Source organism: Sinorhizobium alkalisoli (assembly GCF_008932245.1).
Classification (GTDB): domain Bacteria; phylum Pseudomonadota; class Alphaproteobacteria; order Rhizobiales; family Rhizobiaceae; genus Sinorhizobium; species Sinorhizobium alkalisoli.
This window is the reverse complement of sequence record NZ_CP034909.1, coordinates 108,310-124,312: the sequence shown is the minus strand read 5'-3', so window position 1 is coordinate 124,312 and position 16,003 is coordinate 108,310. Positions and strand designations below refer to the sequence as shown.

General features: G+C 62.0%; 13 protein-coding genes and 1 tRNA gene. 4 read left to right on the top strand and 10 right to left on the bottom strand.

All coding sequences use genetic code 11. The features are described from left to right. Positions 1-11 precede the first annotated feature (11 nt). The 5 genes from pstB to phoR form a co-directional block, all read right to left on the bottom strand. Positions 12-794 (bottom strand): phosphate ABC transporter ATP-binding protein PstB, encoded by a 783-nt coding sequence (gene pstB / locus EKH55_RS00585; protein WP_225191362.1) that lies wholly within the window; start codon positions 792-794, stop codon positions 12-14. Positions 795-839: 45 nt separating this feature from the next. Then, on the bottom strand, positions 840-2,195 hold the full coding sequence (gene pstA, locus EKH55_RS00580) for a phosphate ABC transporter permease PstA (RefSeq protein ID WP_069459597.1): 1,356 nt from the start codon (positions 2,193-2,195) through the stop codon (positions 840-842). After that, entirely contained in the window at positions 2,192-3,652 is a 1,461-nt protein-coding gene (pstC, locus tag EKH55_RS00575) for a phosphate ABC transporter permease subunit PstC (protein ID WP_151610782.1), read from the bottom strand. The genes pstA and pstC overlap by 4 nt, the downstream gene beginning before the upstream one ends. A gap of 70 nt (positions 3,653-3,722) precedes the next feature. Continuing rightward, the gene (locus EKH55_RS00570; protein ID WP_151610781.1) at positions 3,723-4,763 is read right to left on the bottom strand and encodes a substrate-binding domain-containing protein; all 1,041 of its coding nucleotides are present in this window, start codon (positions 4,761-4,763) and stop codon (positions 3,723-3,725) included. Positions 4,764-4,959: 196 nt separating this feature from the next. Next, positions 4,960-6,222, bottom strand: coding sequence for a phosphate regulon sensor histidine kinase PhoR (gene phoR / locus EKH55_RS00565; RefSeq protein ID WP_151610780.1), 1,263 nt, complete (start codon positions 6,220-6,222; stop codon positions 4,960-4,962). Between the two features lie 145 nt (positions 6,223-6,367). On the opposite strand from phoR, the gene ppk2 reads away from it, so the two are divergent. Further along, on the top strand, positions 6,368-7,270 hold the full coding sequence (gene ppk2, locus EKH55_RS00560; protein ID WP_069459601.1) for a polyphosphate kinase 2: 903 nt from the start codon (positions 6,368-6,370) through the stop codon (positions 7,268-7,270). Positions 7,271-7,569: 299 nt separating this feature from the next. On the opposite strand, the gene EKH55_RS00555 is transcribed toward ppk2, so the two are convergent. Continuing rightward, entirely contained in the window at positions 7,570-8,724 is a 1,155-nt protein-coding gene (locus EKH55_RS00555; protein WP_151610779.1) for a biotin transporter BioY, read from the bottom strand. Between the two features lie 280 nt (positions 8,725-9,004). Between EKH55_RS00555 and EKH55_RS00550 the strand changes: the two genes are divergently transcribed. Next, positions 9,005-10,015: an NAD(P)H-dependent flavin oxidoreductase gene (locus EKH55_RS00550; protein WP_069459603.1), complete on the top strand. Its 1,011-nt coding sequence runs from the start codon at positions 9,005-9,007 to the stop codon at positions 10,013-10,015. Between the two features lie 77 nt (positions 10,016-10,092). After that, positions 10,093-10,168, top strand: a tRNA-Thr gene (locus tag EKH55_RS00545). A 76-nt stretch (positions 10,169-10,244) separates the two neighbouring features. Here the strand turns inward: EKH55_RS00545 and EKH55_RS00540 are convergent. The 4 genes from EKH55_RS00540 to EKH55_RS00525 all read right to left on the bottom strand — a co-directional run bounded on the left by EKH55_RS00540 (position 10,245) and on the right by EKH55_RS00525 (position 13,783). Next, positions 10,245-11,186, bottom strand: coding sequence for a phosphatidate cytidylyltransferase (locus EKH55_RS00540; protein ID WP_151610778.1), 942 nt, complete (start codon positions 11,184-11,186; stop codon positions 10,245-10,247). 7 nt (positions 11,187-11,193) lie between these two features. Next, on the bottom strand, positions 11,194-11,805 hold the full coding sequence (locus tag EKH55_RS00535; RefSeq protein ID WP_151610777.1) for a lysophospholipid acyltransferase family protein: 612 nt from the start codon (positions 11,803-11,805) through the stop codon (positions 11,194-11,196). Then, positions 11,802-12,461: a CDP-alcohol phosphatidyltransferase family protein gene (locus EKH55_RS00530; protein WP_151610776.1), complete on the bottom strand. Its 660-nt coding sequence runs from the start codon at positions 12,459-12,461 to the stop codon at positions 11,802-11,804. The genes EKH55_RS00535 and EKH55_RS00530 overlap by 4 nt, the downstream gene beginning before the upstream one ends. A 143-nt stretch (positions 12,462-12,604) precedes the next feature. Beyond that, the gene (locus tag EKH55_RS00525) at positions 12,605-13,783 is read right to left on the bottom strand and encodes an AI-2E family transporter (RefSeq protein ID WP_069460001.1); all 1,179 of its coding nucleotides are present in this window, start codon (positions 13,781-13,783) and stop codon (positions 12,605-12,607) included. Positions 13,784-14,219: 436 nt separating this feature from the next. Here EKH55_RS00525 and EKH55_RS00520 point away from each other — a divergent pair, with 436 nt between their 5' ends. Continuing rightward, positions 14,220-15,920: a long-chain fatty acid--CoA ligase gene (locus tag EKH55_RS00520; protein WP_069459607.1), complete on the top strand. Its 1,701-nt coding sequence runs from the start codon at positions 14,220-14,222 to the stop codon at positions 15,918-15,920. Positions 15,921-16,003 lie beyond the last annotated feature (83 nt).

Sequence of the window (16,003 nt, the reverse complement as noted above, 5' to 3'; positions counted from 1 at the left end):
AGTCGGGTTCGCTAGCCGAACCGGCCCATGATGTAGTCCTGCGTGCGCTGGTCGTCCGGATTGGTGAAGATCTTATCCGTATCGTCCACTTCGACCAGGTTGCCGAGGTGGAACATCGCCGTGCGCTGCGACACGCGGGCTGCCTGCTGCATCGAATGGGTTACGATAACGATGGTGAAGTTCTCGCGAAGCTCGTGGATCAGTTCCTCGACCTTGGCGGTCGCGATCGGGTCGAGCGCCGAGCAAGGCTCGTCCATGAGGATGACTTCCGGGCTGACGGCAACGGCCCGGGCGATGCAGAGGCGCTGCTGCTGGCCGCCGGAGAGGCCGGTGCCCGGCGCATCCAGGCGATCCTTCACTTCGTTCCAGAGGCCGGCCTTTTGAAGGGCGGATGCGACGATGTCGTCGAGTTCGGATTTTCTCGAAGCGAGGCCATGGATGCGCGGACCGTAGGCGACGTTTTCATAGATCGACTTCGGGAACGGGTTCGGCTTCTGGAACACCATGCCGACCTTGGCACGCAGTTGCACCGGATCCACCTTCGGATCGTAGATATCTTCCCCGTCGATTGCGATATGGCCTTCGACCCGGCAACTGCTGATCGTGTCATTCATACGATTGATACAGCGCAGGAACGTCGACTTGCCGCAACCGGACGGGCCGATGAAGGCGGTTACGGAGCGGGGATGGATCTCGATGGCGACATCCTTGATGGCGTGTTTGTCGCCATAATAGACCTGCACACCGCGGGCGGAAACTTTCGATTGGTTCATGGCGGCGGCCTTCATCGTCATCGTCGTTGTCGTAGCGGACATATTGTTCATCATTGCGCTCCTTTTCTACCAACGGCGCTCGAAGCGGCGGCGAAGAATGATTGCAATCAAATTCATTGCGACCAGGAATACCAGCAGCACGATGATTGCACCCGAAGCACGCTCCACGAAGGCGGGGTCACCGCGCTGTGTCCAGTTATAAACCTGAACCGGCAAGGCGGAAGCCGGGTCAAAAAAGCCTTCCGGCGGTCCAGCGGGATATTCGCGAACGAAGGCGACCATGCCGATCAGCAGCAGCGGTGCCGTTTCGCCGAGGGCCTGGGCGAGACCGATAATGGTACCGGTCAGGATTCCCGGCATGGCGAGCGGCAGCACGTGGTGGAATATCGACTGCATCTTCGATGCGCCGACGCCGAGTGCCGCGTCGCGGATCGAGGGCGGCACGGCCTTCAGCGCGGCGCGGGTGGCGATGATGATCGTCGGCAGGGTCATCAGGGTCAAGACGAGCCCGCCAACGATCGGAGCCGATTGAGGCAGCCCCACAAAGTTGATGAACACGGCCAGACCCAGGATACCGAATACGATCGAGGGGACGGCTGCGAGGTTCGCGATATTGACCTCGATGAGGTCGGTAAAGCGGTTCTGCGGTGCAAATTCCTCGAGATAAATCGAAGCGGCCACGCCGAGTGGCAGCGACAATACCAGCACGATCAGCATCATGTAAGCCGAGCCGAGAATGGCGACGCCCAGACCGGACGCTTCCGGACGGGTGTCGGACGAGTCAGGTGCCGTGAAGAAATCCCAGTTGAATTTTGTCGTCAGAATCCCGGCTTGCCTCAACGCGTCCGCAAGCATCAGTTGCTCCGGGGAGATGTTGCGGTCGAGCTCAGCGCTCTCCATCGTCACGCGGTCCTTGTAGTACCCGTCGATACGACCAGAGGCGAGGAGGTCGAAGGAAACCGTTTCGCCGATGACCGACGGATCGGAAATCACGTAACGGCGCAGGTGGGCCGGGGCTTCCTTGGAAATCAGCTCGAACGCGCTTTTGGCGTTCAATCCCTCGATGGCAATGCCCTTTGCAGCCATGGCATCGGTCAGCGCCTTCTGTATCAGGGGCGCGTAAGAAAAAGTGGTGACCTTTGCGATAGCCTCGGGAGCGCGATTGCCCTGCTTGTCCAGCTTGGCCGGATCGAGGTAGACGTTCAGTGTTATGTAGGTCTGCCGGAAGGATGACAGCCCGTTGGAGAGAATGGACGTCAAAAGGCCGACCAGGGCGAGCACACTGATGGCCACAGCGATCTTGCCCATCAGGCGAAACCGGGCTTCCGCCGCATGGCGTTGGCGGGTCCGCGCATCTACGGTCAGGATAGATTTCGACGGCGAGACTGTTTCGCGATCGGCTGGCACGGATATGTCGATCATTCGTACTGCTCCCGGTATTTGCGAACGATGTAGAGGGCCAGCACGTTCAGCCCGAGCGTGAAGACAAAGAGGGTGAGACCGAGGGCGAAAGCGACCAGCGTCTCGGGACTTGCGAATTCGGTGTCGCCGGTCAGCTGGCTGACAATCTTGACCGTCACGGTCGTCATCGCCTCGAAGGGATTGAGATCAAGTTTCGCGGCCGCGCCCGCGCCAAGGACCACGATCATCGTCTCGCCGATCGCGCGGCTTGCCGCCAGCAGGATGGCGCCGACAATGCCCGGCAGGGCTGCCGGCAGGATCACCTTCTTGATCGTCTCGGATTGCGTCGCGCCAAGGCCATAGGACCCGTCGCGCAGCGATTGCGGCACCGCGTTCATGATGTCGTCGGAAAGCGAACTGACGAATGGGATGATCATGATGCCCATCACGAGACCGGCAGTCAGCACCGAAGAGGACGAGTTGCCGAGGCCAAGCGGCTGGGCAAACCAGTCGCGCAGGAAAGGACCGACGGTGATCAGGGCGAAGAGACCATAGACGATCGTCGGAATGCCGGCGAGAACCTCGATCGCCGGCTTGGCAACGCTCCGCAGCGACTTGCTCGCATATTCGGAAAGGTAGATTGCAATCAAAAGACCGATCGGGACGGCCACGAGGAGGGCCACAAACGATACGTAGAGCGTGCCCCAGAGCAGCGGCAGGATGCCAAGCTCCGAACCGCCGCGAAACTGCGGGTTCCAAACGGTGGAGAAGAAGAACTCGGATGCCGGATACATCCGGAAGAAGTTGATGCTCTCGAAGACCAGCGACGCGACGATGCCTACGGTGGTCAGGATGGCGATCGTCGAGGATCCGATCAACAGGGATTTGATAAATGCCTCGCTGATATTGCGGGCGCGCATGTCGGGGCGGATGCGCGTGAAGGACCAAGCTCCAAGCCCGACGGAGAGGACGAGGACAGCGAGAGTCATGGCCAACGTGCCGATCTTGGCGCCTTGGCGATAAGCTTTTGCAGCTTCGAAGACTTCGGTCGGCACGTCGTTCCCGAGCGCAATGCCGACTTCGGCGAGGCGGCCGCGGACGGTGGAGAAGTCGACTCTGCCATCGGTGAGCGCGCCTTCATCCAGAGAGTTCCTGGCCAGCACCGCATCAAGACCGCCGGCGATGCGGCGCACGTCCGAAATGACCAGGCTTCGCGCGCCACCTTCGGGGATGACACTGTCCGGGATCATGCCGTCGACGCGTGCGTCGATAACCATTGGCTGGACGAACAGCCAGGCGATCATGAGCAGAAAGGCCGGAACCGCGACGAACAGGGCGACGGTCTGACCGTAATAGCCGGGAAGGGAGTGAAGTTTTCTGCCGCTCTCGGCCGCAAGAGACAGGGCGCGCCGCCTGCCGAGGAAATAGCCGAGTGCTGAAAGCGCCAGCACGACAAGGATAATGATGCTCACACTCATCCTGCCCGCATCCTTTGACAAGGTTGAAGACTGGCGACGCAATCATTGCGCCGCCAGGCATTTTCAAGTTTTAGTTCAGCGGGCCCATCGGCGTGCGCGCCTTGACTGCTTCCTGCGTCTTGGCAAGTTCCGGATCGGAGACCAGGCCGTAGGCAGACAGCGGGCCCTCCGGACCAGCCATTTCGTCCGATACGAAGAACTCGACATATTCCTGCAGGCCCGGGATGACGTCCAGGTGAGCGTTCTTCACGTAGAAGTACAGCGGACGGGAAACCGGATACTCGCCGGAAGCGATCGTCTCTACGGACGGCGTCACGCCGCCCATGGTGGCGACACGCAGCTTGTCGGTGTTGTTCTGGTAGAAGGACAAACCGAAAACGCCGATGCCGTTCTTGTTGGCGTCGACGCGAGCGAGCGTCTCGGTGTAGTCGCCGTCGATGTCGACCGAAACGCCATCGGTGCGCAGAGCCATGCAGCCCTTTTCAGCTGCCTTCTCGTCGCCGCTGTTGGCCGCCTTCAGCGCTTCGAGCGTGCCGTTCTCCTCGCAACCTGCGACGATGACCTTCTCGTCGAAGACTTCGCGGGTGCCGTGCTTCGTGCCCGGGATGAACGCGAGGATCGGCTGAGCCGGCAGCTCGGCGCGGATTTCGTTCCAGGCCTTGTACGGGTTGTCGACGAGCTGACCGTCCTTCACGACCTTGGCGGCCAGAGCGGAGTGCCAATCGGCCGGGGTGAAGGCATATTCCGGACCATTGATGTCCGAGGCAAAGACGATGCCGTCGTAGCCGATGCGGACTTCCTGGATTTCCTTCACGCCGTTAGCAGCGCAGTTGTCGATGTCCGACTGCTTGATGCGCGAGGAGGAATTCGCGATGTCGATGGTGTTTTCGCCCACGCCTTCACAGAGCTTCTTGCGGCCCGCGCCCGAACCACCGGACTCGACGACCGGGGTCGGGAAGTCGGTGTTTTCGCCGAAGGCTTCGGCCACGATGGAAGCGTAGGGAAGAACGGTGGAGGAGCCAGCGATCTGGATCTGGTCGCGAGCCGCTGCTACGCCCGCGAAGACGGCGGAGGCAGCCAGCGCCGCCACAGTGAATTTAAGAGTTTTCATAGATGTTCTCCCGGAGTGGGCTCGTGTTGGTGCGCCTTCAGTTCCCAGCGCTCTTCTCGCCGTGTCGTCGGCGGCCCCTAGTTAGCTGCCGATGGCCACATCTTTTATGTCAATTTCGTGAAACATTTGTGACAGGCCAAGTTATTGAAAATACTTTGCAATTATAGATATCTCCGCTTCCCGCCGGATTTTTGTGTCAGAAGCGGACCGTAAAGACCGTGCCTTTGCCAATCTCGGAATGAATGAGCAGGCGGGCTCGATGACGGGTAAGAATGTGTTTGACGATCGCCAGGCCAAGCCCGGTCCCTTTCTTCGAACGACTCGCCTCCACGTTAACCCGATAAAAGCGCTCGGTAATGCGCGGCACATGCTCGGCTGGGATGCCCGGTCCGTAGTCCGTGACCACCACCTCCGCCTGCCCATCCCCGCCCCCGGTCAGGCGCACGTCGACCTTCTGGCCCTCCTGCCCGTACTTGCAGGCGTTCTCGATCAGGTTTTCGAAGACCTCGATCAGTTCGTCGCGATCGCCCTTGACGACGACCGGGGTCTCGGGCGCCTCGAGCGAAATCGTCACATCGAGATCGCGGGCCAGTGGCGCCAAGCCGTCACGGACATGGCCGAGCAGTGGAACGAGGTCGACGGGTTCGTCCGGTGCAATATGCGACCTCAGTTCGAGCCGCGACAGGGACAGGAGATCGTCGACGAGGCGGCTCATTCGCGTGACCTGCTCATGCATGATACCGAAAAATTTCTCCTGTGCCTTCAGGTCGTTGCGGGCCGGCCCCTGCAGCGTTTCGATGAAGCCGCGCAGGGATGCGAGCGGCGTTCGCAGCTCGTGGCTGGCATTTGCAACGAAGTCCGACCGCATCCGATCGATGCGCCGGGCCTGGGAGATATCGCGGTAAGTGAGCAGGAAAACGCGCCGGCCGAAATCGCCACCGCCGATATCGGCGGGCGCTACCCGCACGACATAAACGGCGTCCGAGGGCAGCCGCTCCGCATGCTCGATCTGATTGACCTGGCCCGTGGCGATGGTCTCGCGCACCATGTCTAGGATGTCGGGGGAGCGCACGCGGGCGGCAAGATAGCTATCGGGAGGGATCCTGCCAAAGGTCTTCTCGGCGGCATTGTTCTGGAAGAGGACGGTTTCGTCCGCCGCGATGACGAGCACCGGCATATCGAGCGCGTTCAACACCGGAACCAGCGGATCGCTCCCGCCCTCGGCGGCAGCCGCCACGGCAGGAGCCGACGGCTGCTCCGTCGGCTCGCTTCGGTTGAGAATGACCGCCACGAACACAATCCAGAACGGCAGAATGACCAGGACATGGACGCCAGCAAGCGCCGCAAGCAGGGCCAGCACCACTGAAAGGCCGAGAATTGGGCGTTCCGCCTTCAGCTTCGGCAGCAGGGTCCGCCAGAGCTCCTTCGCGCTATCCAACACGATTCCCTCATCGCTCAGTTTGCCGCCTCCCAGAACTGCGACGATTCGCCGGTAAAGGCAGAGAGATAGCGGCGTTTCATGACATGATTTTCACGTCATGCTTGAATCCGCAACGTGATTGTGGCCTCCTCGGCGAAATCCGATGGCAGCGGGAGACCGTCAAATGTCACTTGAACAGGCAACGAACGCGGCCGAGCCGGGAAGCCGGTCGGTCGAGCTCCAGATCGGCGGCAAGACCCGGATTTTCGACATCGACGATCCGGAACTGCCGAAATGGATCGACGATGAAGCCTTCGCCTCGGACGACTATCCCTATCGGAAGAAGCTCGAGGAGGAGGAATACGAGGAGACGCTGAAGAAGCTGCAAATCGAGCTCGTCAAGGTGCAGTTCTGGCTGCAGGCGACCGGCAAGCGCGTGATGGCCGTATTCGAGGGACGTGACGCCGCCGGCAAGGGCGGCGCCATTCACGCCACGATGGCCTATATGAACCCGCGCTCGGCGCGAATCGTCGCGTTGACGAAGCCCACGGAGACCGAGCGTGGGCAGTGGTACTTCCAGCGCTACGTCGCGACGCTCCCGACGGCGGGCGAAATGGTTCTCTTCGACCGCTCCTGGTACAACCGTGCCGGCGTGGAGCCGGTCATGGGTTTCTGCACGTCGGAGCAGTACGAGCATTTCCTGAAGCAGGTCCCGCGTTTCGAGAAGATGATCACCGAGGACGGCATCCATCTCTTCAAGTTCTGGCTCAATATCGGCCGCGAGATGCAATTGAAGCGTTTCCACGATCGCCGGCACGATCCGCTGAAGATCTGGAAGCTGTCACCGATGGACATCGCCGCCCTGCAAAAATGGGACGACTACACGGAGAAGCGCGACCGGATGCTGAAGGATACCCATACGGGCCACGCGCCCTGGACCGTGATCCGCGGCAACGACAAGCGCCGTGCGCGGATCAACCTGATCCGCCACATGCTCTCGGCGCTCGATTACGACGGCAAGGACAAGGCCGCGATAGGCGATGTGGACGACAAGGTCCTCGGTTTCGGCCCGGGCTTCCTGAAGTGATACACGGCACGGCGCAGGGGCCGCGGCCGCGCGCGGCTTTACAGCGCCGCACGTCGTTTCGGACGCGCAAAGGTCGCTGTAACTCTTTGAATCTGAGCATCGAGCTTTCCGAAAATCGGGTACGATTTTCGGGCCGATGCGCTAGAGCGGCGCGCGCTCACATACGTTCGCGCTGCCGCTCTACCCGCTTGTTTTTGCCGCATTTGTGCGACGTCAGGTGATTCCACCTGACTGCAGAATGCTCCGATCAGACGCGCAGCGCTTGGTTCGAACTCGATCAGCGAGACTGCGGTCACCTGTCACTGTCCGGGCAGCACGCGGATCGCGTAGACCTCGAGGCTGTTGCCGCCGCCGCTGACGTCGCTGTTAATCAGCAGCCTTCCGGGGCTGTTCGGCGCGAGGCTCCGGTCGAAGGACACCTTGAACAGCATGTCCAGCCTTTCGTCGTGAACGGTGAACCGATGGCGGCCACAGGCGCCCAGAGTGGAGAAATCGCACTCGACGGCGAATTCCGTCGCCTTGCCGGGCAACGCCTTGACGCTCAGGGCCAGAGTAGACGATTTGCCCGAGAGTTCGGACAAAACATCCGCCGGAATTTCGATGGCCACATCGCCGTCTTCCGTCACGGTCATCGAAGTGAGGCGGACGCGGGCGCCGCCGCCGTCGTCCACTGGTTCGGCCCTGGCGCGCGCAGCCGGCCTGACTGCTGCGGCTTCTGCAGCCGTGAATATCTCGATCCAATCGGAAGAGAAACCCTCCTGCTCGCCAAGCGTCGGCAGGGCCGCACCGCTGAAGTCCTCCGTCTCGACGCTCGGAGGCGGGTTGGCGACATTGGTATCGGCGGGCGGCCTCAGAAGGTCGTTTGTCTGAACCCACCAGACAGCGGCACCTGCCGCGGCGGCGAGCGTCGTGAAAACCATGAGAAAGGATAGCAAGCGTCCGCGCCGGCGCTTGCGCGGACGCTTGTCCGTGACGCCGAGGTCGGACGCCGCGGGAGTGGAGTGGGCACCGGCGGCCTGCCTCGTCTCCTCGGCGGCCGGGCGCGTGGAAACCATGGGCCCGTCCCGGTCCGCTCGCAGCGCCTGCAGCCCCGCATCGGCCTGCGCAGCCGGCCGGGCACCCTCGAACGCCGGCTCGCGACGCGTCGGCGGCTCGACGCCGGCGGCACCGCCGCCTGCCTTCACCTGTCCCGGCCGTCCTTCTCCAAAACTGACGACGGGCGGTGCCGTCGTGCGCGCCTTCAGGGCGGCACGCTCCTCCGTCTCGATTGCATGGATGATCGCTTCAAGCCGATGGCGCTGTTTGGCGATGAACTCCGGATCCTCGATCTGCTGCTTCTGCAGGCCGTTTTCCAGCGCCTGGCGTGCCGACTGATAGATGCGCGCGCGGGTCTCCGCATTGCTCCGGTCCGAACGCTCCAGCGCATTCCTGATGGCAGTCTCAAGTCCGCTCACGTCAGCTCCTTCTGCGCATCGACCTCGGGCCAACGATCACCGGTCTCTTTCCCGGCGCCATTGGTTTCATTAAGGATTGGGTAACCGCTGCTTTCGCAAACTGCAAGTCCAGCTGCGTCTTCCTCTGCCTCGCACGGGAAAAAGCTGACACGTGCGGATATTCCCTTCTACCGATAACGCTCGGGGAGACGATTGCCGTCGAGCTCGGGCCTAGCAAAGCACGCCGCTTGCTGCTATCTGTTTTGACGTTTACGCGAACGTCAATTTATAGAGGTGCCTGATGCCGTTGCCGCCAATCCTTTCCGGAACGACGAGACTGCCCGTTGTCGCAGCACCGCTCTTCATCGTCTCGCATCCGAAGCTGACGATTGCCCAATGCAAGGCGGGCGTCATCGGCGCCTTCCCGGCCCTGAACGCGCGCCCGCAGGCGCAGCTCGAAGATTGGCTGGCCGAGATCACCGAATCGCTCGCCGAGCACGATGCCAAGAACCCGGACCGTCCGGCCGCCCCTTTCGCCGTGAACCAGATCGTCCACAAGTCGAACGCCCGCCTCGAGCACGACCTGATGCTTTGCGTCAAATACAAGGTGCCTGTCGTCATCTCCTCGCTCGGCGCGGTGCCGGAGGTGAACGATGCGATCCATTCCTATGGCGGGATCGTGCTGCATGACGTCATCAACAACCGCCATGCGAACTCCGCGATCCGCAAGGGCGCCGACGGACTGATCGCGGTCGCCGCCGGCGCCGGCGGCCATGCCGGCACGCTCTCGCCCTTCGCACTCGTACAGGAAATCCGCGCCTGGTTCGACGGGCCCCTGCTCCTCTCCGGCGCGATAGCCACCGGCGGCGCAATCCTCGCTGCCGAGGCGATGGGCGCCGACATGGCCTATATCGGCTCGCCCTTCATCGCCACCGAAGAGGCCCGAGCCAGCGACGCCTACAAGCAGATGATCGTCGACAGCGCCGCCGCCGACATCGTCTATTCCAACTATTTTACCGGCATCCACGGCAATTATCTCAAGGCCTCGATCCGCGCCGCGGGCATGGACCCGGACAACCTGCCGGAGGCAGACCCGTCCAAGATGGACTTCGGCAATGCCGCCGACGGCGCCAAGGCGTGGAAGGATATCTGGGGCTGCGGCCAGGGAATCGGAGCGGTCCGTGAGATCGGTCCAGTCGCCCAAATGGTCGATCGGCTGAAGCGCGAATACGACGCCGCCCGCGCCCGCCTCGGGCTTTCGCCCCAAGGGGAGCGGCGCGCCTCCAAGGAATTTTCAGGTTCTCGAAACTGATGGCTTGAATTCTTGCCGCTTTGCGTTTATCAGCGCCTCACATCCGTTCCGCGGCCATCTGCGGAACCGCCTCATGGGCCGCTTTAGCTCAGTCGGTAGAGCACATCATTCGTAATGATGGGGTCACGTGTTCGAGTCACGTAAGCGGCACCATTCTTTTCAAGCACATCGCCGTATAGGTCGTGACGCAAGGTTACGGCTCACAGGACTGGCTGCTCCAGCGAGTGAGTCATGTATAGAAATACCGCGTCAGGTGGAAGAAGACGGGTGCGGCGAAACTCAGCGAATCCATGCGATCCAGTACCCCGCCATGACCGCTGATCATCGTGCCCCAATCCTTCACACCCATGGAGCGTTTGACGGCGGAGAGCGCCAGCCCGCCGAGGAAACCCATGGCGACAATCGCCAGCGCCATGGCCGCTGCCTCGAGCGGCGTGAAAGGCGTGATCCACCAGAGTCCGGCTCCCGCCAGTACGGCAGAGAGCCCGCCGCCGACGAGGCCCTCTACGGTTTTTGACGGGCTCACCGCGGGCGCAACTTTTGTCCACCCCATCAGCTTGCCGAAGACATATTGCATCACGTCGCTGAACTGCGCGACGGTGATCAGGAAGAAGAGCAACAGGAACTCCTGGCCCTCGTAGCCGGCAATATCGAGCGTGATCAGGGCGGGCGCGTGGCTGATGCAAAAGACCGTCAGCATGAGCCCCCATTGAATGCGCGAGACGCGCAGCAGAAATTGCCCGGTATCGCCCCGCAACGCCGCAAGGCTCGGAAGGAGCAGGAAACCGTAGACCGGGATCAGGATCGTGAACAGCGCATACCAGTCGATCCAGACCAGCCAGTACTGAAGCGGCAGCAGCAGGTAGAAGGCGCCGACCAGGGGCAGATGATCGGCCGCACGCGTCGGCGTCAGCGATACGAACTCCCGCAGCGTATAGAATGACGTAAGCGCGAAGAGAAGCACGGTCGCTCCCCGGCCGAGGCCGAAGCTCACGGCGAAGATCGCGACCATCACCCACCAAGCCCCGATGCGGGCATTGAGATTGTCGACGGTCGCCCGGCCGGTTTCGGACGTGGTGCTGCGCGACAGCGCCAAGCCGATCATCGAGGCTATGGCGAGTAGCCCGCAAATACCGCCGAAGAGGATGAAAAGCTTGTCCATCAAAGACATGGCGGCCTCACGCGATCGCGTCCGACGCAAGTGCGCTCACGGCCTGCCGGGCGCGCTCTAGAAATTCATCCTTCTCTTCGCCCTGGCGGCGGGCGAGCGGCGCGCCGAAACGAACCGTGCAACTGATCGGAACGGGCAAGAAAGCTCCCTTGGGAAAGGCGCGCGAGGGATTGTCGAGATAGGTCGGGATCAGCTCGGCATCCGGGAAATCCTGCGCCAGCCAATAGAGACCGCTTTTGAAGGGGCCCGGAAGGCGCTCGCTGCCGCGGGTGCCCTCGGGAAAGAGAATGAGAGAGCCTCCCTCCGACAGGACACCGCGCAAAGGCGCCAACGCCGCCCCCGGCGGTCCCTTGGCGGAGCGTTCCACAAGTACGGCATTCAGCACCTTAAGCGCAATGTGGCGCCGGATGTTGCCGCTGCCCCAATAGTCAGCGGCGGCGATCGGATGCGTGGACGCACGCAACGGTCGCGGCAGCGCCGACCAGATGAGCAGCGTATCCAGGTGGCTGGCGTGATTGGCGAAATAGATGCGCTGGCGCGGTTCCGGCCCAGCGCCCGTCCATCGCGCCTGACCGCCGACGAGAAAGCGTGTGAGGGCGATCAGCAGGGTCTCGATCACGGGCTGGTTGCTCCAGGGATGCGCGAGACGATGGCTCTAGTGCGGGTCAGGCAGGTGAGAAACGACCCCACGAGGATGATCCAGGCGGCGCCGTAGAGCACGAGGCGCTCGGTCGTCAATGCCGCTTCAAATAGCGCCAGCACGCAGGCAAGACTTATGAGCGCCATACGGTGCTGTTTCGCCATGGGCCCGCGGAAATCCTGCGCCTGGCCGAGCGAGCCCCCGAAGACGCGCACATAGGCTGTGAGCGCCGCCGCGAGCGCACCCGCCCAGCCGAGCCAACCCGCTTCTGCAGCATAGCCGAGCGCAACGATGAGCACGCTGTCGGCGACTCGGTCCGGAAACTCGTTATAGAGCGCGCCGACGGCGGAACCGCGCCCGCCCTCGACGGCCACCATCCCGTCGAGCAAATTGCAGAGAAGACGCAACTGCGTGCAGAGGACGGCGATCAGATAAAGCAGCGGCCAACGCGGCGCAAAGAGGATGGCAGCAGCCCCGATTGCCGCAAAGGCGATGCTGAGGACCGAAATCTGGTTCGGCGTGATGGGTGTCTTGAGAAGGAGGGCCGTCAGCCATCGCGCGAAACCGCTCTGGCGCGCCGCAATCGGGCGGCGATCGGCACTCGGCTTTTCGCCCGCCTCGGAAACCTCATTCATCTTCGCGCAAGACCGAATGTGCAAATTTTACGATTGCAGCAAGTCTTAAAACAACTTGGCGAAAAAGACCATATGGGCCCGCGGGGCATTGCAACACCTGCGTTCCAGACGCACGGCGCTGTCGGCGACCTCTCACACCGACTTTACTTGGCGGAGAGATCCAGCCGCTTTACCGGTTCCTCCGCCTGGTTAGACGCGTCGGCCGTCACTTCGCGCATCCACTCACGCCAGATGGCGACAAGCAGTGCCATGAGGACGGGGCCGACGAAAAGGCCGAGGAAGCCCATGGTCTTGACGCCGCCGACGAGGCCGAAGAACGTCGGCAGGAAGGGCAGCTTGATCGGGCCGCCGACAAGTCTCGGACGCAGCGTCTTGTCGACGATGAAGAGCTCCGTCGTGCCCCACACGAACAGGGCGACACCGTGGATGGGTGATCCGCTGGCGATCAGATAGGCCGACACCAGCGTGAAGCACAGCGGCGCACCGCCCGGGACGAGGGCCATGATGCCGGTAATGATGCCGAGCGTCACCGGCGAAGGCATGCCGGCCAGCCAATAGGCGACGCCGAGAACAATGCCTTCGCCGATCGCGATGATGCCCATGCCGGTCACGGTGGAGCTGATGGTGAGTGGCACCACACGAGACAGTCGTTCCCAGCGCATCGGAAAGATCTGTTCGCCGAGACGGTCGAGCTGCCGCGAAAACGATTGTCCGTCACGATAGACGAAGAACAGCGTGATCAGCATGAAGAGCAGTGTCAGGAAGGCATGAAAGGCGGAGGCGCCGATGACGAGCACGCCGCGATAGATGTTGCCGATATTCGAGCCGCTGACGAGCTGCACCAGCTCGCCGAGCGCCCCCGGATGGCCGACATATTTCACCCATTGCGCACCGAGCCAGTCGCCCGCCATGGGTATGGTTGCCAGCCAATCGGGTACCGGTGCCCCGTTCGCATTGGTCGCCACCGCCCAGACGAGCCAGTCGCGAACCTCCTGCACCGCATAGATCGCAGCGATCGAAATCGGCACGACGATGAAGGCGACCACCAGGACGATGGCGATGGTCGCGGCGAGCGTGCGGTTGCCGTTTACCGCCTGCAGCAGATGGCGGTAGATCGGCCAGCTGGCAAAGCCGATGACGACGGCAGCAAGCACCGGCACCACGAAGCCGTGGAAGAAATAAACGCCGGCGAGCAGCACCAGCACGAGCAGCCAGCGCGCCGCCGAGATTGGCAGGACCAGGGCGGAGCGTGAATGGGCCGGCTGCCCGAAGAGCCGTGGCTCCGCCGGGGGATTGTCTCGCTCGCGATTGCCCAACTGCACCTGCATTCCTCCGTCTTTTAGCAACATTACAGCAAACCCATGGCCTTGCCAGCCCATCTCCCACCGGCGGCGTTCATTCGCTTCCGCTGCCGGCCATCCGGCAAGACGTCGTATGCTTCTCGGTTTCGGTTAAGGAATGCCTGCAATACATCGTGCTGATCGAAGGCCGATTCAATTCGCTTTCATCGTGATCACTTCACTGTCGGCGCTCCGTCGCGTTCCGCCTCCTGTAGCGGAAGCACATGACAGGCAGATTTAGGCGGGATGACGTCCCTTCGCTATTTGTGTTTATTGACGTTTACGTCAAGGTCATATAAGCGGGAATACTGCTTGAAGATGCGCAGCAAAAGCAGCATCTTCGTCGGAGAGGAAGATCTGGAGGGTTTTTCTCCGCCGTGAGCACAGCCGTTCGTTGGCGACCAGAGGGAGAGAGGGCATGGCGGAAGCTAGCATGCAGCAGGCAGGGTCCAGCGGGGAAAAGATCTGGCTCAATTCCTATCCGCCGGGCGTGCCCGGCCATATCGGGCCACTTAACTATCAGTCCATCGGCGCATTCTTCGATCACGCCGTTGCGCAATATTCCTGGCGCCCTGCCTTCACCTGCATGGGCAAATCCCTGACCTTCGCCGATCTGAACGCCCATTCCGGCAGGATCGGTGCCTGGCTTCAGTCGCTGGGTCTCGCAAAGGGCGATAGGGTCGCGGTCATGCTGCCGAACATTCTGCAGAATCCGGTGATCGTCTACGGTATCCTGCGGGCCGGCTACACGGTGGTGAACGTCAATCCGCTCTATACGCCCCGCGAGCTCGAGCATCAGCTTGTCGATGCCGGCGCCAAGGCGATTTTCGTTCTGGAAAACTTCGCTCACACGGTCGAGCAGGTGGTCGCCCGCACCGCGGTCAAGCATGTGGTCGTCGCCAGCATGGGGGATATGCTCGGCATGAAGGGCCTGCTGGTCAACCTTGTCGTGCGCCGGGTGAAGAAGCTCGTGCCCGCCTGGTCGATTCCTGGGCATCTCTCCTTCAGGACGGTCCTTGCCAAAGGCGCGACACTCACGCTCAGGAACCCCAATGTCACGTCCGGGGACGTCGCATTCCTGCAATATACCGGCGGCACGACCGGCATTTCCAAGGGCGCCACTCTCACCCATGCCAATCTTCTCGCCAACATGGCGCAGATGGACATCTGGCTGAACACGGCCTTCCTGCGCAAGCCGCGACCGGAAAGCCTGACTTTCATGTGCGCGCTGCCGCTCTATCACATCTTCGCGCTGACGGTGAATTCGCTGATGGGATTGGCGCTCGGCGGCAACAACATCCTGATCCCCAATCCGCGCGACATTCCGGCCTTCGTCAAGGAACTTGGCAAATACCGGACGAACATCTTCCCAGGTCTCAATACGCTGTTCAATGCGCTGATGAACAATCCCGAGTTCCAGAAGCTCGACTTCTCCTCGCTCATCCTGACCTTCGGCGGCGGCATGGCGGTGCAGAGGCCCGTAGCGGAACGCTGGCTTCAGATGACCGGCTGCCCGATCCATGAGGGCTACGGGCTGTCGGAAACCTCACCGGTTGCCACCGCCAACCGGCTCGATACGGACGAGTTTACCGGCACCATCGGAATGCCGCTTCCCTCCACCGAAGTGGAAATTCGCGGCGACGACGGTCAGGCATTGCCGGTCGGCGAGATCGGCGAAATCTGCATCCGCGGTCCCCAGGTGATGGCCGGCTACTGGCAGCGCCCCGACGAAACTGCAAGGGCGATCTCGCCGGACGGCTTCTTTCGCACCGGCGATGTCGGTTTCATGAATGCCGCCGGGCTCGTGAAGATCGTCGACCGCAAGAAGGACATGATTCTCGTTTCCGGCTTCAACGTCTTTCCCAACGAGATCGAGGAGGTCGTGGCCACTCATCCGGGCGTTCTGGAATGCGCCGCCATCGGCGTTGCCGACCCGCATTCGGGCGAAGCCGTCAAGCTCTTCGTCGTGCGCAAGGACCAGGACCTCACGGAAGAGGACGTCAAGCGCCACTGCTCCGACAACCTCACCAATTACAAGCGCCCGAAATTCGTCGAGTTCCGCCCCGAACTGCCGAAATCGAATGTCGGCAAGATCCTGCGCAAGGACCTGCGCGGTTAGCCAGAACCAACGGAGCACCGATCGCGTTGAAGGCCGTCGGCAGGCGACCTTTTTTCGCTGCAGCGCACACTCGCCCTTGATTT